This window comes from Enterobacter sp. 3U4 (assembly GCF_057224565.1).
In genome coordinates, this window is sequence record NZ_CP136665.1 from 3,631,071 (window position 1) to 3,652,874 (window position 21,804).

Here is a 21,804-nt window from a genome sequence, read left to right on the forward strand (position 1 = left end):
CTTATGACTTGGCTTTCGGCATCTGGGAAACCAGTGACAGATTGACGTCCATCCCTTCCACCTGGAAGTGCGGGATCGCATACAGCTTCACACGGAAGAAGCCCGGGTTGTCCTCAATGTCTTCCACCACCACTTTGGCATCACGCAGCGGGTGGGAAGCCTGCAGCTCGTCGCCCGGATCGGTCATTTCAGTGACCAGCGTGCGCACCCAGGTGTTCAGCTCCAGCTCCAGCAGACGACGGTCTTTGGTGGTACCGATGTTTTCACGCTGAATCAACTTCAGGTGGTGCGCGATACGCGACAGCAGGAAGATGTAAGGCAGACGGGCATTGATGCGGCTGTTCGCCGTGGCATCTGCAGTGTCATACAACGCCGGTTTTTGTGTGGAGTTGGCCGAGAAGAAGCAGGCGTAATCACGGTTCTTGTAGTAGGACAGCGGGATGAAGCCGAGGTTAGCGAATTCAAATTCGCGGGTTTCCGGGATCATTACCTCACTCGGAATTTTCACCTGGTTGCCGGTACCCAGATCGTACAGATGGATTGGCAGATCCTGGACGGCACCACCAGCCTGTGGGCCACGAATTTGTACACACCAGCCGTTGTTGATGAAGCTGCGAACCATGTTAGACGCAAAGGCAAACGAGGCGTTGGTCCACAGGTATTTATCGTGATCCGGGCCTTTGACTTCTTCCACATAGTTAAAGCTGCGTACCGGCACGGTGTCCGGGCCATACGGCAGGCGACCCAGTACGCGTGGCATAACCAGACCGATATAGCGGGCATCGTCCGTCTCACGGAAGGATTTCCACTTGATATACTCCGCACGATCGAAGTAGTTACCAATGTCCTTGATGGCTGCCACTTCTTCCATCGAATCCTTGAGGAAAAATTTCGGGCCGGCAGAGCCGATAAACGGCATGTGAGCAGCAGCGGAGACTTTTGATATATTACGCAGCAGAGCAACATCCTGCGCTGACGCATCAAATTCGTAAGCGGAAATCAGCGCGGCAATCGGCTCACCGCCCGGGGTGTCATACTCATCAATATATGTATGTTTATACAGTCCACTCTGAATGATTTCCGGGCTGTCTTCGAAGTCCTGACGCAGGTCTTCTTTTGACATATCCAGCAGTTCAACCTTCACGTTCTGACGGAAATCGGTTTTGTCGACCAGGGATTTCACGCCCCGCCACAGGCTCTCCACCGCCTGGAATTCTTCGCTGTGCATTACCGCGTCCAGCTGACGGCTAATCTGGTAGTCCAGCTCTGCGATATGGTGGTCAATCAGGTTTTTGTCGAGTTTTTCAACTTTTGAGCCCGATTTTGTCAGGCACTCCAGGAACACCTGCATGCCGGCCGTTAAACGTTCATCCGCTGTCGCATCCGACATCGCCTGCGCGTCCTGCCAGATGTCCAGCGCACTCAACCCGGACACCGGGTTCAGATTGATTTTTTCAAACAGGGATGCATAAACCCCACCTGCCGCAGGGCGTTCAAGCACCACGCTTTCGCCGCCAGCCGCATTCTCATTTTTTACAGACATCAGCATCTTCCTTTTTAATCCGTTAAATCATCGTGACCGTTATGGCTGCTTAGGCGCCAGGGCTGAAAGTTCGGCCCGGAGTTCTGCACTTAACGCAGGGTCGAGCAGAATTTTTTCCAGCTCCTTTCGGAAAGCCTGATTGTCCAGCAGGTTCGCTTTTAAATCGCGAAGCAGATTGCGCATGGAAAGCATTGCCTTCAGCTGAGGGATTTGTCGGGAGACCTGCTCCGGGGTGAAATCTTTCATGCTCCGGAAGGTCAGGCTGATGTTGTCTTCGCTGCCGTCATCAGCCAGCGTGTTTTTAACTGTCAGACTGACTTTTGGGGAATATTCGGAAAGAACAGAATCGAAGTTATTTTTATTCAGGTTAACTTTTTTGCGCTCAGACAGGGGGGCAGACTCCTGGCCATGACTAAAGTCACCTGCCACGAGTAATTTCAGGGGGAGCTCCGTTTTCTTGCTCGCTCCACCCTTATGCAAATCGAGTTTGAGATTAATACGTGCTTTAGGGATTTCGGACTGAAAGGAAGAGTTAGACATGGCTGTCCCTGTTCTATGGAGTAATAGAAACGGTCAATGCCAGTGAGAAATAAATAAGAAAAAATTACCCTGCCAGAACAACTTTCCGGTTCGCGTCATCCGACGTAAATAAAAATTCCGGAACTAAAAAGCGGGCGCATTCCATCCACCAGCATGCCAACACTGTATTTTTGAGCATTTGTCTGAAATGAAAAATTTCGGATAAAACCCAATAGCCGGAGTGTAGGAACGTTCCCTGCCAGACAGGAAACAGAAAAATGTAACGATATTTTACACTTTCAGTTTTTAACAATTAAAGATCATCTTTCTGATTTATAAGAATTTTCTTGCATAACCCCTTCAAGCCTTATGGGATAAGGGTGTGCAGCAAATGATCAATTTAGCTTAGGGAGTAAACTTGTGCAAAATACCACCAATTACGTGAAATATCTGATTTTGTACTTTTATCAAAAATGAGAAGCAGGACGTGACTGAGCATGTGAAAAATTGACGTCATTTTCAGGTTTTCATCATTTCTTATTTTTCATTTAAACGAGGCTTATTTGTTGTCGTCAGAAGAAAAGAAATGTCACGACGACCCTTTACACATGCCTCAATACCGGAAGTAAGCACGGCCTGAACACCTGCAGTTCAGGAAATGGACAGTGATCAGACTGACTAATGCGTTGAGAATATTTGTTCTATTGTAAGCGCACCGTCCCCGACGTCTGGATAAACTGATTCATCCTGGTAACGATAATGTCCACTATTTTTTCGGATAATGGACACTGAACATGAATGAGCGGACGTGGATAAATGAAGCGCTGCAGCTTCGATTTGATAAAAAAGTTAAGCTGGAACAGATACGTAGGAAAGTCGATGTTCCCAGAACCACCCTGCACAGCCTTTTTGACCGCTTTACCCGTTCAGCTCTGAGTTGGCCCATCCCTGCTGACATATCTCCGGAGCAACTTGAACAGCTTCTCTACCCCGGGAAAAACCAGCAATATAAACAATCCCCTCCCGCTAATATGCCTGAAAAACGCCGGCGACCGAATTATGCTCCTGAGTTCAAACGTCATCTCGTCGAGCTGTCAATGCAACCCGATGCTAATGTCGCACGCCTGGCCCGGGAGCACGGTATTAATGACAACCTGCTGTTTAACTGGCGCCATCAGCATAAGCAGGAAAAACTGCGCTGCGCGGATAACCCATCAACAGAACTGGTGCCGGTGAGTATCATCTCTCCTTCCGTTGCACCGGCGTCCCTGTCAACGCCGTTACCCGACGATACACTCCGGTGCTCCGTGGAGTTACCCGGCGGCACGCTGAAACTACATGGCGCAGTCACACCGGCGTTGTTACGTGTGTTGCTCAGCGAGCTGAAAGGCGGTGCCCAGTGATAATGCCGCCAGCCAGCACCAGAATCTGGATCATCGCGGGTATTACGGATATGAGATGTGGGTTCAACGGCCTTGCCTCAAAGATCCAGAACACGCTGAAAGACGACCCGTTCTCCGGCCATATCTTCGTGTTCCGTGGCCGCAGTGGCAGGATGGTAAAAATCCTGTGGGCCGATCGCGACGGGCTATGTCTCTTCGCCAAACGCCTGGAGCGGGGCCGCTTCGTGTGGCCGGTCGCGCGGGAAGGTAAGGTTCACCTGACTCCCGCCCAACTGTCCATGCTGCTGGAGGGTATATCGTGGCAGCATCCAAAACGAACAGAACGACCTGGCATACGGATATAACGCGTGATAAAACAGGGAAATGGATGACACTCTCCCTGATGATATCGAACAGCTAAAAGCCATGCTGCGTGAGCAGCAGGCTGCCCTGCAGCAGCAACATGCCGTCATGAAAAAACAGCAGTCCCGGCTTCGTCAGTATACGGGACAGGTCGCAGGCTACGAACTGGAAATCAGCCGCCTGAAAGCGCAGCTGGATAAACTGCGGAGAATGCTGTTCGGTCAGAGTTCAGAAAAGAGCCGCCATAAGCTGGAAAACAAAATCCGTCAGGCAGAGAAACGCTTGTCAGAGCTGGAGACCCGTCTGGAGGCGGCAAAAAACTGCCTGAACGACAACGAACCAGCGCCCGATGTGCCAGCAGATGCTGTGACAGCACCAGGAACGACGTCAGAAAGAAACGCCCGTAACACCTCCCGAAAACCACTCCCCGCCGACCTGCCACGGGAAACGCAGACCCTCCTGCCGGCGGACAGCGTCTGCCCGTCCTGTGGTGGAGAACTGAAGGTGATGGGCGAAACCCTCTCTGAGCAACTGGAAATCATCAACACCGCCTTTAAAGTTATCGAAACGGTCCGGCCGAAGCTGGCGTGCAGCCGGTGCGACGTTATCGTCCAGGCACCGCTCCCGGCTAAACCAGTAGAAGGCAGTCGTGTGGGCAGCAGCCTGCTGACCCGCATCCTGGTCGGCAAATATGTGGAGCATACGCCGCTGTACCGACAGTCTGAAATCTACGCCCGTCATGGACTGGCGCTGAGCCGTAACACGATGGTCCGCTGGGTGGCGATGATGGCCAACCGGCTTCGTCCGCTGTACGAGGCTCTTAACCAGTACGTTCTGCAGGCGGGCAAGGTGCACACTGATGACACGCCGGTGAGGGTGCTCGATCCGGGGAAGGGTAAAACGCGAACCGGCCGGCTGTGGGTCTACGTCCGGGATGACCGCAACGCCGGGGCGGCAGAACCACCGGCGGTCTGGTTCTCGTACTCAGCGGACCGGAAAGGGGAACACCCGCAGCGGCATCTCTCCGGGTACAGAGGCGTACTTCAGGCCGATGCATACGGAGGGTATGACGCGCTGTATGAGTCCGGGCACATCAGAGAAGCGGCGTGCATGGCGCATGCCAGACGAAAAATCCATGACGAGCATGTGCGGCGACCGACAGACATGACGAATGAAGCCCTGAAACGCATAGCCGCGTTGTATGCTATCGAAGCCGAAATCCGTGGGCTATCGCCAGGTGAGCGACTGACAGCCAGAAAAGAGCGGACGGTACCGCAGATGCAGTCGTTGCATGACTGGGTCCTGGAGCAGATGAAAACGCTGTCGGTTCACGCGGAGATGGCGAAGGCGTTCACGTACATGCTGAAACAGTGGGATGCGCTGAACGAATACTGTCGCAATGGTATGGTGGAAATAGACAATAACATAGGGGAAAACGCGCTGCGCTCAGTGGCGGTTGGCCGAAAAAATTATCTGTTCTTCGGCTCTGACAACGGTGGTGAGGCCGCAGCAATCATCTACAGCCTGCTCGGCACCTGCAAACTGAACGGCGTGGAGCCGGAAGGCTGGCTGCGTGAGGTTATAGACAAGATCAACGACTGGCCTTCAAACCGGGTAGGTGAGCTGCTGCCCTGGAACCTCTCCTCCGTAAAATAACCCTTACACTACGTTCATGACGGAGCGCTTACGTTCTATTGCTCAGGTTGTAATGCGATCCGGTTCAACGCCATCATGACAGACGGGAGGCCACGGGCCTGAAAAACCTCTGTGCATGCTGACAGGTTGCCAGTCACCAGAAATTCAACCGGTCAGTGCCGACTTCCTTACCAGCAGTGCATCCGTATCGCTGTATTCCTGGACCAGAAGCGCCTCATTGTCCCAGTCCCTGTCACTCACCACCGCATTGATCCAGCCCTGCGATTTAAGCTGTTCAATTGCGTACGTCAGACGGTACAAATCTGGCTGAGCAGACACCGGTCCGCTGCACGAAGACCAGAGAAATTCCAGATGACTGGATAAGCTTGCGGCAGGACCTTTCTGGCGCCCCAGCACCACCAGACTCTCAATATCGGATGCGATTGCACGCGGAAACCGTTTTTGCTTATATGCCACAGTAAGCCAGCGCAGTAAAAATGCATGCGTGCTGAGTGGCGACAACGCCTGACCATCCAGCTGTGCGGTGCGCAAGGCGACAAGGGCGCACCATGCAAAATGTGCCAGTACTGTGACGGTTTGTTCCGGGGGTAAGGTATCGTGAGTTTTATTCATTCAGAAATGATATCGGCGCAGCAGAGATCGGGGAAGACCGGGATAAAGTGCGTATTTTCAGACCTGAATTAACTGCCATCTCCTTTGTTTACAGAGTTACTTTCACGGACAAACCAAACCCGTTCTGGCTGTCATAACGGGAGAGACCATTTCATTCACCCGGGCTTGTAACTGACTGAATGGCTGTGAAAATGAACACCTTCCTGTGCGACTGATAATGAAAGACGCCATACGGGTGACGTTGCTATCAGTACCCGTCACCGTGCGCCATGCCTCTCTGACTATCCCGCTCATCTCCTGCTGCACGACCTCATCTCGCCAGACTCCCAGTGTATCAAGATTCATCAACAGCACCATTTTACACTCTGGCGCACTGACAGACTCCCACATCCAGCGCAGTACTGTGGGAGGTGAAGGACGGCGTGCCTGCTGACACTGGCGCGAATATTCGCCGGTCCGCTGCCAGGCTTCGGTGTGAAAACGCAGAATCAATGACCGGTATTCGCTCATGGTTTCACGATGCGGTAATTTCAGCGTAAAGCTGAATGCCACCAGTTGCGGATAATGGTCAACGGCCTGTTGTAGAAATGCACGAATGTTCACGGCATCAGCAGTATTACCGCCAGATGCAACTGGTGAATATTTATTCATAAAGTATTTTCCCGATAGCAGGGGGGAGGATTGAGAATTTATTGATTCCGGAACCTGCAGCATGAGCTGCACCATTTCATATGGATGGTGAGTGAGGTCCGGGAAGGTTTTCAAAGACGGGAGGCTTGTCGCAGGCGCAAAAACCAGCAAGCGTTGTCAAATGCCAAAGCGCCAGCGGCGGTAACACAATCTGAATGCTATTTTTCCGGCAACAGTTTCAGCAAACAGGCAGGAATACAAACGCTACCATAATCTTCAGGTTCTGTTTTATGCTGTCTGAATTACGTTGCCATACGACAGAATAACGAAGGAACAAGGACGATGAATTTATCCCCCGAACTGCTTAATGCCAGCCTGCCAGGGCTACAATACAGTCCTGTGAAAAAAGCACGACCTCCCTACCCGGCACAGGATTTTCCTCCGGTCCTCAGGAATGTCATCCAGGCATTACATAACAATTCGCAAATTCCGGTAGAATTAATTGGCAACGTGGTACTGGCATCTATATCATTAACCTGCCAGTCACTGGTTGAAGTGATTCAGCCCCATACTAATATGCCAGAACCCTGCTCACTTTACCTGATGACCATCGCCGAATCGGGTGAAGGAAAAACAACGATTAACAAGCAGGTCATGAAACCCTGTTACGCCTTTGCAGCAGAACGCATTCAGCAATACGAGCAGCAGCTTGTCGACTATAAGCGAAAACATAAACTCTGGAACATTCGTCAGCAGGCACTTGAGAGCAATCTCAGGCAGGCCATAAAAAAGAACTACCCCGGTGAATTTGAAGAGGCCGAGATTAACAAACACGCCCGGAATGAGCCGCTGCGCCCTGCCCGACCGAATTTTATTTATGAAGATACGTCTCTTAAGGCACTCGTTGAAGGCCTCAGTGAATGCCCTGAAGCCGGGGTTATTTCTGATGAAGCGATTACCTTTTTCAAAGGTTATCTTAAAAATAACCCGGGACTACTGAACAAAGCCTGGGATGGTGAGATGTTTGATTTTCGCCGGGCTGATGGTGATATTTATCAGATAACACCACGACTGACATTTTCGCTAATGTCCCAGCCGGGTGTTTTTATGGATTACATAAAAAAACACGGTGTATCGGCGCGAGCCAGCGGATTTATGTCCCGTTTTCTTTTTGCATGGGTTGAGAGTTCCATTGGCTCCCGTCAGGCTATACATAAAAAAATAGATGCAGAACATGATTTGAATATTTTCCATCAGCGCATTGAGGAGCTCCTGGAACTGAACAGAATTCAGCTAAACGATCCAACAGCCTGCAAAAAACAGTTAGCACTGTCGGATGACGCGCTGACCCTCTGGGAGGCTAACCGTACAGAAACAGAAAGAAAAATATCGCCAGGTCACGAGTGGGAACACATCAGGGATATTGCGTCAAAAGCAAGTGCTAATACGCTCAGAATTGCAGCGCTGCTGGCCTATTTCTACGATGAAAACACAGAGACAATTAATTCAAATCCACTCGACTGTGCCATTCGCATTATGGACTGGTACCTGAATCAGGCCAGCCAGTTATTTTACCCCATGTCAGAGCGTTATCAGCTCGAACAGGATGTACGTGAATTACAGGCATGGATTATGAACAGAATAAGACAAAATAACGGTTGTGCCATTTTAAAAAATGACCTGGAAAAGTACGGTCCGCATCGCCTCAGACGAGCAGAAAAACTAACCCCTGTATTAAACCAGTTAATCAGTCAGGGGAACTTTGCTGTAATTCAGATGTATTCTCACAGTGCCCTTTACGTCACACTTCATCTTCCCAACGGTAATTTCAACCTCCCGCAAGGTTATGGTTTTAACGCCAGTTTCATAGTGGTTCAGTCGCGAAATGGCATGAATGGAAGTCCGTAAACCACAGCCATTTCCTGAGCCAAATGTGTCATAATGATTTTATCCATGAAGGATAACAATAAATGTTCGAAAACATGAACACCTTCGAATGAAGGTTGCATTCTGTCCATACCCCCAGACAACAGGCGGTCATTTAACGACCACAATCAGAAAGAATTATAAATAATTGGTGGCTTTGATTGCTACTGTAGCAGAAGAAGCAGCCAAAAAAGTGAATCTACAGCCAAAATAGGCTGTTAATTAAACAGTCGCATTGCATGGTACGAGGTACTCCAGCCCCATTCCAGACGGCCACACTTTCGATTGTGAGGCGTAAGCTAAACTACAGAGATTAAATTCAACCAGAAACATAATATTGTTCAGGTTTAGCCACGCGAATCCGTAATACGTTTCTCAATCCAGTTTTCAACCTCACTCTTCAGCCAGCGAGAACTACGCCCCAGTTTAATGGGCTTTGGAAATAAACCCTCCTGAATTAATTTATAAAACCACTTGTCACTGCACCCGGTAAATTCCGTAATGAAGGCCATATCGACCATCTTATCACTGAGCAGGCTGCGAACTGTTGTATCTGTCATGACAATTTCTCTCTGTCTTAAGGGAATGAAAGACAGGAGTGCCAGGAATGATTGATTTATCGTTGACCTGGTACTCCGCCATAACATTCCTTTCGCCAGTAGAAAAATACTTATGATTTAATCAGTACTGACTGCAGCCAAAGTTACGCTGGCTGTCTGAATTATCTTTGCTGTAGTCCTTGGCCAGATAGTTAAGCCTGTCAGTGACATTTGATAACTGGGCAGTAAAGTCATTATGGTTTTTACTCAGGTGGTAGTAACAACTGGCAGGAAACTCTACCAGGGGATAATATTGCTGATGATTAACCACAGTATTCAGTCCCAGAGCCCGTACCCAGGCCTCCATAATCATCAGGGCCAGATTGTGAGTGTATTCTCCGTCCGTGCTGGTATAGCTGCCTGGATAAGCATACACTTCACGATTAAAGAGCAAGGCCACGTGATAATGCTTTTTACCGTACTCATTAAATTCCCTTACCCAGATATGACGGACACGACAAGGGTGAATCCGTTTACCTGCTTGACATTTTTTCAGTAAGTCAGCTTCAATCTGAGCTTTGAGGGAAACAATAAAACGGGTGACTATACCTGAGTCGTGCTTATATGAGCCTGTTTCAATCTCAGGCAAACGAAGATCTACCCTCAGGACCATTACACGGGGATAGTCATTCAGGGCTTTAGTGATAGTATCCTGAATACGCTTAACGTAGTTCTGGTTTAATGTGCCGTAGCTGTTGGTATTAATGCTCATGAGAAAATTACCTTGTGTTAGTGAGTTTGTTCAATAGGATATACACAGTCAGTAATAAATTACTTTCTGTTCTGCAGAGTAAGATCGGGGAGTGATTAAGTACGAATGTGTGTTAGTAGTACCACGACAGGTATAGTCATGTTGATTGAACATATTTTTTGAATTGGTTTGTTATCTGGAATTGCTCATATAACCGTTACTCTGTCTGATACACTTATGGATATAATCATACAAACATCAACAAGTGTACCTATATTAATATATTACCAACCCGACAAGCATTAACGTATTTTTATAAGAAAATACAATAGAAGAAGGAAATGCTTAAAAACCGTATTTTCACATCAGATAACTACTTGTTTTTACTCTCAAGTTAGCACTCCTGTCACATATAATACCCAGCATAAAAACTGGTCTGTTACCTCTGCTCTGTCATACTCTAAACTGTCCTTTCAACAGAAACAGTTCGTCTCCCTCAAAAATTACATTCAAAAAAATTTCAGACCTATATTACCAGGGTGAGAACGGCAGCAGAAATTCTGACGTTTTATTATTTCACTCATGGAGGTTAATGTGTCCGATAAAACCGAGCAGGGCCTTGATGCCCTGAAGCAACAGCTTTCTCTCCTGCCCGAAACACTCTCCCGCACAATACTGAACCGCATCCGCCAGCATATCCATTATGAGCCAGTCATCGGCATCATGGGTAAAACAGGGAGTGGCAAAAGTTCGCTCTGCAATGCCCTCTTTCAGCAGCCCCTTAGTCCGGTCAGCGATGTCCAGGGTTGTACCCGCGAACCGCTTCGCTTCACGCTCGATATCGGCGGGCGCCGCATGACGCTGGTCGATTTGCCCGGTGCAGGCGAATCTCTGGACTATGACCGTGAATACCGGCAGCTGTATAAGGAGCAGCTACCGACGCTGGATCTTATCCTCTGGGTGATGAAAGCGGATGACCGGGCCTGTGCCACCGATGAGGTGTTTCACCGGTTCCTGCTCAAGTGCGGTGTCTCACCAGGCAGCATTGTCTTCGTCATTAACCAGGCCGACAAGGCGGAACCCTCGCTGGAATGGGACAGAGAAGCGCGTCAGCCCTCCACCGGCCAGTTGCTGACGCTGACCGCCCGAAGCGCAGCCATCTCACGGCAGTTCTCCTGTCCTTATCCGGTGCATGCGGTGTCGGCAAAAACCGGCTACAACCTGGCCCGTCTGGTTGAAACCATGATATTTGCCCTGCCACCGGAAGCCAGCAGCGGCGTGTTTCGTCAGGTCAGGGAAGAACACCGGACTGCGGAGGCAGAGAGTACCGCCCGACAGGATTTTGGCGATCTGCTGGGTGAATTGTTCAGCCGGATAGTGGACGCTATTCCGCTGCCAAAGCCGGTCCGTGAAGCACTGGGAACAATCCGCGACGGCATTGTGAATGCCGCTTCTGCACTGTGGCACTTACTTTTTTGAGGAGGTAGAAAATGATAATCACAAAGCTGACATGGCCCCTGTTACGCATGCTACTGCGCTATATTCGAAGACAGGCAATAACCCGGATCCTGGATTACTGCCGGCGCGCAGGCTGGCCGGTTAAAGAGATCCACAGCATCCGTTGGGCTCTCATCTTTCTGTTTCGCCTCCTACTGCGTTTACTGAGTGAGCGATTTATACAACGCCATACTGCATCCTCCTTCCGCCCTGGCAACGCCTCCTGCTGACCTGCTTCATGACAGGGTACGACCACCTGCAGCTCACTCACTGAACAATGTGAAATTATCCACGTATATTCAGTCAGTTAACGTGGGAAAAATTTTTCATCTTTTCTGCCGCTCGCTCTCATCACTGGTCATAACCTGTCCACCCTATCCTGCATAATAACCGCATGAGTTAACTCAGTATTTTCCATTCACGGAGGGTATATGCGCGCGACGGACTCTGCGCACCGACACGACAGGCTGGCCCTCAGGCTGTCAGTTATTATCAGCCGGCTTCTTGCCGGTGAATCTCTTTCACTGAAAGCGCTGTCTGGTGAATTTGGCGTATCTGAACGCACCCTGCGTCGGGATTTTTCTCAGCGTCTGCTTCATCTGGATCTGACCGGCGATAACGGCTGCTGGCGGCTACGGACGAACCCGATGCGCGATCATACTCCGGGTGCGCTGGCCTTCGCCCGAAACACCGGAATAGCCCGCCTTATCCCCTCACAGAGCCGCCAGCTGATGCAGCTGCTGATGGATGAAAACGGCACATCTCCGTGTCTGATAGGTCATGTACATCAGCCTGCGGGGATCCTCCCGGACTGCTTTCAGCGGCTTGCTGAGGCGATTTACCACCACCGGATGGTCAGCCTGCTGGTTAAGGGCATCCGTCACGACCACCTCGAGCCCTACCGGCTGATTTTCTCACAGGCATGCTGGTTTCTGGTGGCCTGCCGTCAGGGATCCATTCACGTCTTCTCGCTTGACGAGATTATCTCCGTCTCGCTTTCAGAGCAGTATTTCAGGCATCGCAACGAGACTAACGCACTTATCGCCATGGAGGACTTCATCAACGCTCTTCCGCATTTTCACTTTATCAGCAACGTCATTCATACCTTCCGGGAACATCCTCCCGAACCTCACACCAGCCCAAGAGGAGTTAAAACATGAAACACGGTACAGCCCTGCTGCTGAGCGCAGGAATGATGCTGGCATCGCTGTCGGCCGTAAATGCCGCTACGCCCGACGCGCTTATACAGGCACACCACCAGCGCTGCGGAAAGCCCGTCTTCTATGCGCAGACCGTTAACCACAAAAAGGAAGTCGAGATTTGCATTATCACGCCGTCGGTATCGTACTCATTCGGCAGGACCAGCGCAGAACATAAGGAGATGGATATTACCGTACCGGCAAACACCACCATGTACGCATACCAGAGCAATCAGGTAATCAGTCTGCAGGAATTCACCGTCCGGAACGGCGACACCTCGTACCAGGTATCTGCCGGAACAAACGATGAAGGCAGACCGTTCGCGTCCCTGGATGTTTACAAGGGAACACCTGGGACGGGTAAGCATCTGGCGGAAATCCGGCTCGACCCGGGTACGGTGGTGAACAACATCAGCCATGCACTTGAACAGGAAGGCGTGGCGGATTCGGACAGCCTCTGAGCAAAAATGTCTTACGTATGGATATTCACACAATGATTAATAAGCAATTAAAAATGACGATGGCTTCCAGGAGCGTATTACTGCCCGTCACGCTGCTGTCAGCGCTGGCCCTGAGCGGCTGTGGTGACAAGAACGAGAGTTTATCCGGGGTTGTAAGTCCGGTGGCGGGACCACCGCGGTCTGCGGCTGTATGTGGGATGAGCTGAAAACGAAATATACCCACGGGGAACTCGAGAAAATGAACCAGCAGTACGGCTATGTACCCCCGCGTTTTATGGACAACATGCTGAACGCCGCTCAGCAGTGCAGAAAATAAGGACCGAACAGAATGACGCTAGTGATTAAATATTTCGCGATTGCATTCGGCATCGCGCTTGTGGTTGTCCTGTTTAACGTCTTCGGGAATACGGGCAAAATCCGCAGTTTCGGGCAGGGGATGGGATATCTGTTCTGGATGACGCTTGGCCCGGGAGCCGGTATGACCATCGGCGCGTTCCTGCGCCAGTGGCTGATGCCGGACAGCATCTATACCACCGGCGGAATGGGTGGCCTGTTAAAAGCCCGGCTGTTCTGGCTTGCAGGTCCTCAGTGTATCGGCTGGCTTGCCGGTCTCATGATGGTTGGGAAACAGCTGATGTAGTGCCTTCCGCAAATAAACCCAACTTAATACCATACAAGAATGGTAATAATTTTAAATATCTTTCATAAAGGAAAGCCCCTCATGTTTAAACATGTACTGACCGCCGCGCTGCTCATTATCAGCGCCTCCGCCCTGGCTGACACCGCACCTCTGTCCGTAAATTCACAGGGAACCTATCTGATTAATAATCCGAATCTCCCCGTCTGGCAGCTCACCCTGACCAGCCTGGAAAACGACATCACCATTCAGTCACTCACGCTCAACCGGGGCAACTGCCTGATTTCCATCGCGGGCCGGGGTAAGAACATGAACAAACGTCTGGGCTACGGGCAGACATTCTCTTTCACCACACCGAGTAACAGCAACTTCACTAAATGTCGCCCACTGGAGCTGAAAGTCCAGACCAGCAAGGGTCCGTACACCTTTAACTGGCAGTAAGGGCAACTGCTTTTTCTGCACTCCCTATTTTAATTCATTCTCTGATAAGGAAATTATCCCATGACCGACATCAATACCCTCAGCCAGCAGCTGAATACCCGTACGCTGCATTTTATCCTGCTCAGCATGGCCACCTGCGGCGTCTGGCCCCTGCTCTGGCTCTATAAAAAGCAGGATATCATCAGCGAAACCACGGGCTACCCGCTTTACGGCAATCTGTTTATTATCTGGCTCACCGTCTGTTTCGGGCTCAGCCGCCAGCTGGGTGCTATGGCAGCGCCTGACCCGTACGGCTATGACTCAACCGGCGATATCCTGCTGGCCATCAGCGGGCTGCTCTCAGTGGCCAGCGGAGTGATGTATGTGGTCTGGGCCTTTAAGGCGAGAACGGCTCTGCGTCACTATGCGCTGAACACGTTTCGCTTTGACCTGAAGATGAACGCCTTTTATACCGTGCTGTTTAACGTCTTCTACATCACGTACTGCATCAATGACATGCAGCAGGCGCTGGCGAAGCACCAGATTATTCACGGCACTCCCGCAACATCGAATGAACCCGCTCCGGCCGGGGCAGAACAGACGAACCCGTCCTGACGACTGTCACAACACAGGTATTACACACCACCGGCGCCCTGCTCATCCGAGCGGGGCGTTTTCTTTTGTCTCTCAGAAAGGAAATTTCCATGCGCTTAGCCAGCCGTTTTGGCGCTGCCAGCCTCGTGCGCCGCGACCGTCCGTTAACCCGCGATGAACTGGCGCACTATGTGCCCAGCGTCTTCAGCGAAGAAAAACATGAATCCCGCAGCGAGCGTTACACGTACATCCCGACCATCACCCTGCTGGATAACCTGCAGCGGGAAGGCTTCCAGCCGTTCTTTGCCTGCCAGACACGCGTGCGCGACCTGAATAAACGCGACCACACAAAGCACATGCTGCGCCTGCGGCGTGAAGGCCAGATTACCGGCAAACAGGTCCCCGAAATCATCCTGCTTAACAGTCACGACGGCTCCAGCTCATACCAGATGCTGCCGGGCCTGTTTCGCTTTGTCTGCCAGAACGGGCTTGTCTGCGGCGAAACCTTTGGTGAGGTACGCATGCCGCATAAGGGCAATGTGGTGGAGAAAGTCATTGAAGGGGCTTATGAGGTGCTGGGGATATTTGACCAGGTGGAAGAGAAGCGGGATGCGATGCAGTCGCTGTTACTCACGCCACCGGCACAGCAGGCCTTCGCAACAGCCGCGCTGACGTACCGCTTTGGTGAAGAGCACCAGCCGGTGACAGCATCCCAGATACTGACACCCCGACGCTATGAAGACCGCAGGGACGACCTGTGGTCAGTTTTTAATCGCTGCCAGGAGAACCTGCTGAAAGGCGGTCTGCCAGGACGTACCGCCAAAGGCAAACGCAGCCATACGCGCGCAGTTAAAGGCATAGACGGCGACGTTAAGCTCAACCGGGCGCTCTGGGTAATGGCAGAAGAACTGCAGCAGGCGCTGAGCTGATGCCACCGCTGCCTGATAACGCCCGCCAGGCCACCCTTTATCCGACCGCTCTGGAAAACAATCCCTGCAGCCGCTCCATCTCCGATGACGACCTGTGCGCCTGGTGCTCGCACCTTCTTTACCGACCCGGTGAACGCAGCCTGTGTAGCTTAAGCATCACTGGGGGGAGCTGGCCGTCACACTTTGATGAGTGTGGCTATGCGCAGTCCTGCCCGTCACTTCGTCTCAACACCCCATATGAAAATGCAAAGGAAATAACATGAGCAATACTCTTAACCTGACCAGCACAGTGACTGAATCCCCCGCTTCACCACACGCTGAAGAAGAGCGCATCGTGTGCACGCCGGTGCCCGATGAGCAACGTGTTGCCTTCTGGCCAGGGCACTTCGGCAGCATCCCGCAGTGGATAATCCTAGAACCGAAAGTCTTCGCATGGATGGACCGTTTCTGCACAGATTACCACGGTGGAATCTGGAATTTTTACACCCTCAGCAACGGCGGGGCCTTTATGACACCGGAAGCCAGCGGTGAAGATGACGGGAAGTGGTCATTGTTTAACAGCATGAACGGAAACGGCGCAGAGATGAGCGCTGAAGCCGCCGGTATTGCCGTCTGCCTGATGACGTACAGCCACCACGCTATGCGTACCGAGTGCGATACCATGACCGGGCACTATTACCGTCTGCGGGACTATGCGCTGAACCACGCGGAGTGTAACGCCATTATGCACATCATCGACTGAGGTCAAAATTATGGAACAACAACTTCCGTTGTTTGCCCGTGAACTGCCCCCCACAGAACAGCAGACGGTCAGGACGGCGCTGACCCTGCTGGAGCGACAGTTACGTGAACCCGGAGCGTCATTTACCTCCAGCCATGCCGTCCGGGACTGGCTGCGCCTGCAGCTTGCCACACTGGAGCGCGAAGAATTTACCGCGCTCTTTCTCGATAACCAGCACCGGCTGATTGCGCACGACACGCTGTTCACCGGCACTATCAACCATACGCAGGTACATCCACGAGAGGTGGTGAAGGCTGCGCTGAAACATAACGCTGCCGCCATTCTCGTGGCGCACTGCCACCCGTCGGGTCTCGCTGAACCCAGCGACGCAGACAGACGAATCACCGAACGCCTGAAACAGGCGCTGGAGCTGGTTGATATTCGCCTGCTGGACCATCTTGTGGTCGGCGGGATGGATATTGTCTCTTTTGCCGAACGCGGCTGGCTGTAAGGATAATAGCGATGAAAATCATCAGCAAACGCCAGGCAATGACGATTTACCGTCAGCATCCTCAATCCCGCCTGTTTCGCTTCTGTACCGGGAAATACCAGTGGTCAGGCAGTATCTGCCACTATGCCGGCCGGGAGGTACAGGATATCGCCGGCGTGCTGGCCGTATTCGCTGAGCGTCGCCAGGACCGCAATGGCACGTATGTCGTATTGCGCAGCGTTACCCTGAATTAACGCACAGTTAAGGATTACTTAAATGAAGAACACAACACCTGTAGCAAACCATGATATTGCCGAACCCTGGTGGGGACTAAAACCCACCGTCACGCCGTGTCTTGGCGCTCGTCTGGTGCAGGAGGGCAACCGACAGCACTATCTCGCTGACCGCGCCAGCATCACCGGTCAGTTCAGCGAGGCGGATTTACGTCATCTCGACCAGGCCTTTCCGGTACTAATGAAGCAGCTTGAGTTAATGCTGGTTTCCGGTGAACTCAATCCCCGCAATCAGCATTGCGTCACGTTGTATGCTAAAGGACTGACCTGCGATGCAGATACACTGGGCAGTTGTGGTTACCTTTATATCGCGATTTATCCGTCGTCAGGCAACAGCATCCCCCGCTAACTCCCCCCTCTAATCCATTCCCTTTTCAACCCGACTTTATTCAGGAGCATTTTATTATGCAAACTTTATACGCCCTTCCGGTGCGGAAGGCATCGTCACGCCTGTCACCTGTAGAAATCTGGCAGCAACTTCTTACGTATCTGCTGGAAAGGCATTACGGCCTTTCGCTTAACGACACACAGTTTGGCAACGACTGTGTCATTCAGCAGCATATTGACGCCGGGATTTCACTGGCAGATGCACTCAATTTTCTCGTTGAATAATCTGAACTGGTACGAATTGATCGCCCCGGTTTCTCCATTCAGCATCAGTCTCCGTTCATCAGCGCTATTGACATACTCCGGGCCAGAAAGGCCATCGGCCTGATGCAACGTACCGGCTATAAAGCGGTGACTTGCGCCATCAGTGGACGTTCTTCCGGAGGGCTGCAATGAAACTGTCCCTCACAGTAGAAGCCGATAGCATCAATGTACTGGCCCTCAACATGGGCCGGATCGCCGTTAATATCGACGGTATTGAACTGGCCAGTCTAATAGATGTGGTCTGTGATAACGGTTACTCGCTTCGTATTGCTGATACCCCCGGAAAGCTGGTCGTGGAAGATCCGCTTCCGACCATAGCCCGCGTTAACGGTATCCAGTGCAGTACAGCGCATATCACCGAAGCCGATAACACTCTGCTGTTTACCCTTTCACACCAGAACGAAGACTTTGGCGACAGCGAGTGGATCCTGTATACCGGGTCGGGCTATCTGCTCCACCTGGGGGCGTGGTCATTTCCGGTGTTGCGGCTAAAACGCCTGGGCTTGTCTAAATCCTGTCGTCGTCTGGTGGTAACTCTTATGCGTCGTTACGCCATCGGCATTGTTCATTTTGATGCCTGTGGCGAAGTGCTGCCAGGCTTTACCACCTTTGACTGGTAACTCAACATCAATCACAACAAGGAGTTCTAATGCCAGAATTAACCACTGAGGTCGCTCTCAACATTCTGACTGGCTGGCTGCAGGACAATATTGATTGTGGCAGCGAGATTATCTTCGATAACGACGAAGACAACACTGACTCAGCAGCCCTGTTGCCCTGGATTGAACAGGCATTACAGGACGTTCGCGATCTCCGCCATCTGCAGCTTCTGCAACAGGCCAGAACAGATTAGCCCCGAGCCAGACTTATCACACGCACATAAGCGCCAGTCCTCACCGACTGGCGCTTTGCTTTTATATAGAGGACAGAAATGATGTCACAACAGACTCTCACCGACCCCGAAGTACTAACCGACCATACCGACGTGATTTGCTCCACCAGTATTGAGCGCATTGTTACCGGACGTAATGCAGCACTGGCGGAGATTGAAACGTTGATACAGCAGCTTGACGATATCTCTGCTCTGACAAGCAGTGTCGGCGGAGGTAAATCGAATGAATGGGGAGTACGGCAATACCGTTACGACTGCTGGTTGATGGATAAACCAGAAACAGCGATAAAAGCCATCACCCGAAATATCGATCGCAGCATCTGGAAAGACCTGATGAATAAGTCGGGAATGCTGGCGCTCATGGATGCACAGGCACGCGACGAGTGGTACAACAGTGTGGAAAAGGACGATATTCCCGCTGTCAGTGAAGAGAATATTCTCAGCACCTTTAAGCAGCTACATCAGAGTAAAGCGGAGGTGTTCGAGCGGGGGATCATTAACGTGTTTAAAGGACTAAGCTGGGATTACAAGAGCAACAGCCCCTGTATGTTCGGTAAGAAAATCATCGTCGATGGCCTGGTGCAATATGACCGCTGGGGATTTCATTTCCGCCATGGCCGCAGACGTGAGCAGTTATCCGATTTGGATCGCATGTTGAATTTGCTGGATGGCAAACCCGTCCCTGAGAATCGCAACGATCTTGCTGTCAGGCTTGACGCGCATATCAGCAAGCAACACGCCTCCGTTTTTGAGGATGAGTACGTGGAGATTCGCTACTTCCAGAAGGGGTCGGGACACATTATCTTTAAGCGTTCGGATTTGGTTGAGAGGATGAACGACATCATTGCCAAACACTACCCAGCAAAGATTCCATAAAAAAACCAGACTCATAGCTGAGCCTGGTTCACTTAATCATGCTGCAAGTTGGCGCGACAACCGTAGCTCTTCAATACGACAAGCGCGGCAATGCGATTGAGGTTTTCGTTGTCCTCTCAGATTTCTGAAACCAAACAAGATTTCGATAGAGAGAACTCCCTCAGCATACTTATTGCAGCGAGGACAACGCGTCGATTCTATGCAGTTCATCGTGACGTATCCCTTGTTTCAGGCTTCTTGTCTTTCACCGGAATTTTAAACATCCCACCATTAGGTCGGGTGATCCGCCGCCCTTTAACCGTAATGTACGGTCTAAAAATGTATTCTTGCTCTTCAATAACAGGCATAAGCCCTCCTGATTGCCACAGGAAGGTTGCTTTTTCAGTAAAAAATTGTACTGTTATTGGCAACAAATCCTGTGGCTGCTGTATCTCAGCACTTAAATCTCACCTTAAGCGCCCACTTGTTCCGATTTGTCGGGCGGTATTTCTGATACCGCCCAATTATTTTTCTTTCCTGACCCCTTTGAACGGGGTTCCATCTTGCTTCACATCCATAAATCGCCCTGTTGTCGCGTCTCTCTTAACCCACTGTTCTGTTTGAGGGTTAAAAGCTTGTGAGCGATCTTTTACCATCCCAACCCGGCGGTTATCGCCATAAGGTGCATTTTTAGCCATGAATCTTACTCCTGTGTGTTTAGTGAGCGTTTATACTAACAACTTGAAAAAAACAGATCAAGCAAATATAATTTTTAAATCCACAAAGAGAAAAAATCATGACACCAACATTCGAAAATCTGGCAGAAAATGAATCGCTATCACAGGCGGAGCGACTGGCATTTATTGATTTCAGGCTGAGATATCTGGGGGAGATCGCAAGAAGCGACCTCATTGATGAGTTCAAGATTGGTCAGGCTACAGCTTCCAATGATTTGAAGCGATACAAGGTATTACGCCCGGAAAATACGGACCGAAATAATACATCCCGTACAACAATAGCGATGGATAGTTCGTTTTCACCGTTGATCAGGCTTAACGTCCACACGGCCCTCAATTTCATACTGCATGGATTTTGTCGGAATGAGTTACTGACCAGACCGCCCTATCTGCCTGCAGGCTCTATAGATGCGTTAATGACCACGAACACACTACAGGAGAAAAATGTTGTGGCCATCACACGAGCGATTCACAGCCAAAGTGGAATACAGTGCTGCTACCTCTCCTCTTCGAGCGAAAACCACGATGAGAGGTTGCTTTTCCCAACTGCAATTTTCGTGGATCGAGGGCACTGGTATTTCAGAGCTTATGATCGAAATGCAAAGGCTGAAAGCTGTGGTTTTAAGAACTTTAAAATGGCACGAATAAAATCAGCAATACAGTTACCCCAGGATAAACCTGCGTTCCATGAGAGTATGTCTCAGGATGAGGCGTGGCATACATTATTGCCGCTGCAGCTTGCTATCCACAGCGAGTGCCAGAACAAATCATCACTTGCAAAAGAATTTGGTTTTGTCGACGGTAAGAAGACTTTGGTCTGCAAAGCAGCGTTTGCGTACATCGTGAAGAAAAGCTGGCATATTGATGTAGGAGACGGGGGTAACAGCTTTTATCATTTTACTCTTGAGAACAGTGAGAGCTTGAGACAAATCAAATGCGCAGACAACTTGTTCAAATGATGAGGTACAATACAGTATCACCCTCAAAAAGATGCGCATAAGAAGAAAACTCATAATGTCAGCATCTTCGTTCCCCGGTTCGAGACACCAATACCGACAAATGCGGACCGAGGGTACAATTGAGGGTATAAAATAAATCACATCAATAATAAATTATAAAAATCAATATGATATCGCAACACATCGATTCCGAGTCCGGCACCACTATTTAGAGAACCCAGCCTATGGCTGGGTTTTTGCTTTTCTGCGTTTATAAATCCCTTCTTTGTAATCTTGTTTCTCTTTGCCGTAGATCCGCCTACCGGGACTGTGGATTTTCCGGGACAGATAAGGCGAAGCCACCATCCGGCAGGTTTTCTGACGCACAAAGCAAAAAACCCCGCACCTTCCGGTACGGGGTTTTTCTTATTTGATGCCTGGCAGTTCCCTACTCTCACATGGGGAGACCCCACACTACCATCGGCGCTACGGCGTTTCACTTCTGAGTTCGGCATGGGGTCAGGTGGGACCACCGCGCTAAAGCCGCCAGGCAAATTCTGTTAAATCTG

General features: G+C 50.7%; 27 protein-coding genes, 1 rRNA gene and 1 pseudogene. 20 read left to right on the forward strand and 9 right to left on the reverse strand.

The genetic code is table 11. The annotated features are described in order from the left end of the window. Position 1: 1 nt before the first annotated feature. Positions 2-1,549, reverse strand: a complete 1,548-nt coding sequence (gene tssC, locus RVY89_RS17300; RefSeq protein WP_484825994.1) for a type VI secretion system contractile sheath large subunit — start codon at positions 1,547-1,549, stop codon at positions 2-4. A 33-nt stretch (positions 1,550-1,582) separates the two neighbouring features. Then, complete coding sequence (gene tssB / locus RVY89_RS17305; RefSeq protein WP_484825995.1) at positions 1,583-2,083, reverse strand: type VI secretion system contractile sheath small subunit; 501 nt, start codon at positions 2,081-2,083, stop codon at positions 1,583-1,585. A gap of 773 nt (positions 2,084-2,856) precedes the next feature. Here tssB and tnpA point away from each other — a divergent pair. Genes tnpA through tnpC form a run of 3 tightly spaced genes read left to right on the forward strand, consistent with a single transcriptional unit; the run spans position 2,857 to position 5,463 of the window. Continuing rightward, positions 2,857-3,465 (forward strand): IS66-like element accessory protein TnpA, encoded by a 609-nt coding sequence (gene tnpA, locus RVY89_RS17310; RefSeq protein ID WP_484825541.1) that lies wholly within the window; start codon positions 2,857-2,859, stop codon positions 3,463-3,465. Next, positions 3,462-3,809: an IS66 family insertion sequence element accessory protein TnpB gene (gene tnpB / locus RVY89_RS17315; RefSeq protein ID WP_484825540.1), complete on the forward strand. Its 348-nt coding sequence runs from the start codon at positions 3,462-3,464 to the stop codon at positions 3,807-3,809. The genes tnpA and tnpB overlap by 4 nt, the downstream gene beginning before the upstream one ends. A 19-nt stretch (positions 3,810-3,828) precedes the next feature. Beyond that, positions 3,829-5,463: an IS66 family transposase gene (gene tnpC / locus RVY89_RS17320; protein WP_484825539.1), complete on the forward strand. Its 1,635-nt coding sequence runs from the start codon at positions 3,829-3,831 to the stop codon at positions 5,461-5,463. Between the two features lie 144 nt (positions 5,464-5,607). Here the strand turns inward: tnpC and RVY89_RS17325 are convergent, their stop codons facing one another. Both RVY89_RS17325 and RVY89_RS17330 read right to left on the reverse strand, forming a co-directional pair. Beyond that, positions 5,608-6,075, reverse strand: coding sequence for a DUF2913 family protein (locus RVY89_RS17325; RefSeq protein ID WP_484825996.1), 468 nt, complete (start codon positions 6,073-6,075; stop codon positions 5,608-5,610). Positions 6,076-6,177: 102 nt separating this feature from the next. Beyond that, positions 6,178-6,789, reverse strand: coding sequence for a DUF3296 domain-containing protein (locus tag RVY89_RS17330; RefSeq protein ID WP_484825997.1), 612 nt, complete (start codon positions 6,787-6,789; stop codon positions 6,178-6,180). A gap of 258 nt (positions 6,790-7,047) precedes the next feature. Between RVY89_RS17330 and RVY89_RS17335 the strand changes: the two genes are divergently transcribed. Beyond that, positions 7,048-8,613 (forward strand): YfjI family protein, encoded by a 1,566-nt coding sequence (locus tag RVY89_RS17335; protein WP_484825998.1) that lies wholly within the window; start codon positions 7,048-7,050, stop codon positions 8,611-8,613. Positions 8,614-8,978: 365 nt separating this feature from the next. Here RVY89_RS17335 and RVY89_RS17340 read toward each other — a convergent pair whose 3' ends face one another. Beyond that, complete coding sequence (locus tag RVY89_RS17340) at positions 8,979-9,191, reverse strand: helix-turn-helix transcriptional regulator (protein WP_484825999.1); 213 nt, start codon at positions 9,189-9,191, stop codon at positions 8,979-8,981. A gap of 121 nt (positions 9,192-9,312) precedes the next feature. Further along, complete coding sequence (locus RVY89_RS17345) at positions 9,313-9,942, reverse strand: inovirus Gp2 family protein (protein WP_484826000.1); 630 nt, start codon at positions 9,940-9,942, stop codon at positions 9,313-9,315. A 573-nt stretch (positions 9,943-10,515) separates the two neighbouring features. Here RVY89_RS17345 and RVY89_RS17350 point away from each other — a divergent pair. The 15 genes and pseudogenes from RVY89_RS17350 to RVY89_RS17420 all read left to right on the forward strand — a co-directional run bounded on the left by RVY89_RS17350 (position 10,516) and on the right by RVY89_RS17420 (position 19,581). Then, the gene (locus tag RVY89_RS17350; protein WP_484826001.1) at positions 10,516-11,400 is read left to right on the forward strand and encodes a GTPase family protein; all 885 of its coding nucleotides are present in this window, start codon (positions 10,516-10,518) and stop codon (positions 11,398-11,400) included. A gap of 449 nt (positions 11,401-11,849) precedes the next feature. After that, positions 11,850-12,578 (forward strand): helix-turn-helix transcriptional regulator, encoded by a 729-nt coding sequence (locus tag RVY89_RS17355; RefSeq protein ID WP_473330169.1) that lies wholly within the window; start codon positions 11,850-11,852, stop codon positions 12,576-12,578. Beyond that, positions 12,575-13,078 (forward strand): hypothetical protein, encoded by a 504-nt coding sequence (locus tag RVY89_RS17360; RefSeq protein WP_484826002.1) that lies wholly within the window; start codon positions 12,575-12,577, stop codon positions 13,076-13,078. The genes RVY89_RS17355 and RVY89_RS17360 overlap by 4 nt, the downstream gene beginning before the upstream one ends. Positions 13,079-13,406: 328 nt before the next feature. Next, the gene (locus tag RVY89_RS17365) at positions 13,407-13,718 is read left to right on the forward strand and encodes a hypothetical protein (protein WP_484826003.1); all 312 of its coding nucleotides are present in this window, start codon (positions 13,407-13,409) and stop codon (positions 13,716-13,718) included. A gap of 81 nt (positions 13,719-13,799) precedes the next feature. Next, on the forward strand, positions 13,800-14,156 hold the full coding sequence (locus RVY89_RS17370) for a hypothetical protein (RefSeq protein WP_484826004.1): 357 nt from the start codon (positions 13,800-13,802) through the stop codon (positions 14,154-14,156). Between the two features lie 60 nt (positions 14,157-14,216). Beyond that, entirely contained in the window at positions 14,217-14,750 is a 534-nt protein-coding gene (locus RVY89_RS17375) for a DUF4234 domain-containing protein (RefSeq protein ID WP_484826005.1), read from the forward strand. Positions 14,751-14,839: 89 nt separating this feature from the next. Further along, entirely contained in the window at positions 14,840-15,658 is an 819-nt protein-coding gene (locus RVY89_RS17380) for a DUF932 domain-containing protein (protein ID WP_484826006.1), read from the forward strand. A gap of 259 nt (positions 15,659-15,917) precedes the next feature. After that, entirely contained in the window at positions 15,918-16,400 is a 483-nt protein-coding gene (locus tag RVY89_RS17385; RefSeq protein WP_484826007.1) for an antirestriction protein, read from the forward strand. A 10-nt stretch (positions 16,401-16,410) separates the two neighbouring features. Further along, positions 16,411-16,890, forward strand: a complete 480-nt coding sequence (gene radC, locus RVY89_RS17390) for a RadC family protein (RefSeq protein WP_484826008.1) — start codon at positions 16,411-16,413, stop codon at positions 16,888-16,890. An 11-nt stretch (positions 16,891-16,901) separates the two neighbouring features. Next, complete coding sequence (locus RVY89_RS17395) at positions 16,902-17,123, forward strand: DUF987 domain-containing protein (protein WP_484826009.1); 222 nt, start codon at positions 16,902-16,904, stop codon at positions 17,121-17,123. Between the two features lie 22 nt (positions 17,124-17,145). Then, positions 17,146-17,511 carry a type IV toxin-antitoxin system YeeU family antitoxin gene (locus RVY89_RS17400; RefSeq protein ID WP_484826010.1) on the forward strand — a complete coding sequence of 122 codons (366 nt, stop codon included), beginning with the start codon at positions 17,146-17,148 and terminating at the stop codon, positions 17,509-17,511. A gap of 56 nt (positions 17,512-17,567) precedes the next feature. Beyond that, a pseudogene (locus RVY89_RS17405) lies at positions 17,568-17,945 on the forward strand (TA system toxin CbtA family protein). Then, positions 17,942-18,433 carry a DUF5983 family protein gene (locus RVY89_RS17410; protein WP_333023622.1) on the forward strand — a complete coding sequence of 164 codons (492 nt, stop codon included), beginning with the start codon at positions 17,942-17,944 and terminating at the stop codon, positions 18,431-18,433. The pseudogene RVY89_RS17405 and the gene RVY89_RS17410 overlap by 4 nt, the downstream one beginning before the upstream one ends. Before the next feature lie 29 nt (positions 18,434-18,462). Then, positions 18,463-18,666 carry a DUF957 domain-containing protein gene (locus RVY89_RS17415; protein ID WP_063957280.1) on the forward strand — a complete coding sequence of 68 codons (204 nt, stop codon included), beginning with the start codon at positions 18,463-18,465 and terminating at the stop codon, positions 18,664-18,666. Positions 18,667-18,747: 81 nt separating this feature from the next. After that, positions 18,748-19,581, forward strand: coding sequence for a DUF4942 domain-containing protein (locus RVY89_RS17420; protein WP_333023731.1), 834 nt, complete (start codon positions 18,748-18,750; stop codon positions 19,579-19,581). A 206-nt stretch (positions 19,582-19,787) separates the two neighbouring features. On the opposite strand, the gene RVY89_RS17425 is transcribed toward RVY89_RS17420, so the two are convergent. After that, positions 19,788-19,928 (reverse strand): hypothetical protein, encoded by a 141-nt coding sequence (locus RVY89_RS17425; protein ID WP_191119885.1) that lies wholly within the window; start codon positions 19,926-19,928, stop codon positions 19,788-19,790. A gap of 156 nt (positions 19,929-20,084) precedes the next feature. Next, entirely contained in the window at positions 20,085-20,258 is a 174-nt protein-coding gene (locus RVY89_RS17430; protein WP_191119886.1) for a hypothetical protein, read from the reverse strand. A gap of 98 nt (positions 20,259-20,356) precedes the next feature. On the opposite strand from RVY89_RS17430, the gene RVY89_RS17435 reads away from it, so the two are divergent. Further along, positions 20,357-21,256: a WYL domain-containing transcriptional regulator gene (locus RVY89_RS17435; RefSeq protein ID WP_484826011.1), complete on the forward strand. Its 900-nt coding sequence runs from the start codon at positions 20,357-20,359 to the stop codon at positions 21,254-21,256. A gap of 414 nt (positions 21,257-21,670) precedes the next feature. Here RVY89_RS17435 and rrf read toward each other — a convergent pair. Next, positions 21,671-21,786 (reverse strand): 5S ribosomal RNA (gene rrf / locus RVY89_RS17440). Positions 21,787-21,804 lie beyond the last annotated feature (18 nt).

Bases quoted from the DNA above. Each gene is read 5' to 3' on its own strand.
- RVY89_RS17370 (WP_484826004.1), top strand. From the start codon at position 13,800: ATGTTTAAACATGTACTGACCGCCGCGCTGCTCATTATCAGCGCCTCC.
- tssC (WP_484825994.1), bottom strand. From the start codon at position 1,549: ATGCTGATGTCTGTAAAAAATGAGAATGCGGCTGGCGGCGAAAGCGTG.
- RVY89_RS17345 (WP_484826000.1), bottom strand. From the start codon at position 9,942: ATGAGCATTAATACCAACAGCTACGGCACATTAAACCAGAACTACGTT.
- RVY89_RS17360 (WP_484826002.1), top strand. From the start codon at position 12,575: ATGAAACACGGTACAGCCCTGCTGCTGAGCGCAGGAATGATGCTGGCA.
- RVY89_RS17330 (WP_484825997.1), bottom strand. From the start codon at position 6,789: ATGCTGCAGGTTCCGGAATCAATAAATTCTCAATCCTCCCCCCTGCTA.
- RVY89_RS17385 (WP_484826007.1), top strand. From the start codon at position 15,918: ATGAGCAATACTCTTAACCTGACCAGCACAGTGACTGAATCCCCCGCT.
- RVY89_RS17335 (WP_484825998.1), top strand. From the start codon at position 7,048: ATGAATTTATCCCCCGAACTGCTTAATGCCAGCCTGCCAGGGCTACAA.
- radC (WP_484826008.1), top strand. From the start codon at position 16,411: ATGGAACAACAACTTCCGTTGTTTGCCCGTGAACTGCCCCCCACAGAA.
- tssB (WP_484825995.1), bottom strand. From the start codon at position 2,083: ATGTCTAACTCTTCCTTTCAGTCCGAAATCCCTAAAGCACGTATTAAT.
- RVY89_RS17430 (WP_191119886.1), bottom strand. From the start codon at position 20,258: ATGGCTAAAAATGCACCTTATGGCGATAACCGCCGGGTTGGGATGGTA.
- RVY89_RS17435 (WP_484826011.1), top strand. From the start codon at position 20,357: ATGACACCAACATTCGAAAATCTGGCAGAAAATGAATCGCTATCACAG.
- RVY89_RS17410 (WP_333023622.1), top strand. From the start codon at position 17,942: ATGAAACTGTCCCTCACAGTAGAAGCCGATAGCATCAATGTACTGGCC.
- RVY89_RS17365 (WP_484826003.1), top strand. From the start codon at position 13,407: ATGACGCTAGTGATTAAATATTTCGCGATTGCATTCGGCATCGCGCTT.
- RVY89_RS17340 (WP_484825999.1), bottom strand. From the start codon at position 9,191: ATGACAGATACAACAGTTCGCAGCCTGCTCAGTGATAAGATGGTCGAT.
- RVY89_RS17400 (WP_484826010.1), top strand. From the start codon at position 17,146: ATGAAGAACACAACACCTGTAGCAAACCATGATATTGCCGAACCCTGG.
- RVY89_RS17425 (WP_191119885.1), bottom strand. From the start codon at position 19,928: ATGCCTGTTATTGAAGAGCAAGAATACATTTTTAGACCGTACATTACG.
- RVY89_RS17375 (WP_484826005.1), top strand. From the start codon at position 14,217: ATGACCGACATCAATACCCTCAGCCAGCAGCTGAATACCCGTACGCTG.
- tnpC (WP_484825539.1), top strand. From the start codon at position 3,829: ATGGATGACACTCTCCCTGATGATATCGAACAGCTAAAAGCCATGCTG.
- tnpA (WP_484825541.1), top strand. From the start codon at position 2,857: ATGAATGAGCGGACGTGGATAAATGAAGCGCTGCAGCTTCGATTTGAT.
- RVY89_RS17325 (WP_484825996.1), bottom strand. From the start codon at position 6,075: ATGAATAAAACTCACGATACCTTACCCCCGGAACAAACCGTCACAGTA.
- RVY89_RS17415 (WP_063957280.1), top strand. From the start codon at position 18,463: ATGCCAGAATTAACCACTGAGGTCGCTCTCAACATTCTGACTGGCTGG.
- RVY89_RS17395 (WP_484826009.1), top strand. From the start codon at position 16,902: ATGAAAATCATCAGCAAACGCCAGGCAATGACGATTTACCGTCAGCAT.
- RVY89_RS17420 (WP_333023731.1), top strand. From the start codon at position 18,748: ATGTCACAACAGACTCTCACCGACCCCGAAGTACTAACCGACCATACC.
- RVY89_RS17355 (WP_473330169.1), top strand. From the start codon at position 11,850: ATGCGCGCGACGGACTCTGCGCACCGACACGACAGGCTGGCCCTCAGG.
- RVY89_RS17380 (WP_484826006.1), top strand. From the start codon at position 14,840: ATGCGCTTAGCCAGCCGTTTTGGCGCTGCCAGCCTCGTGCGCCGCGAC.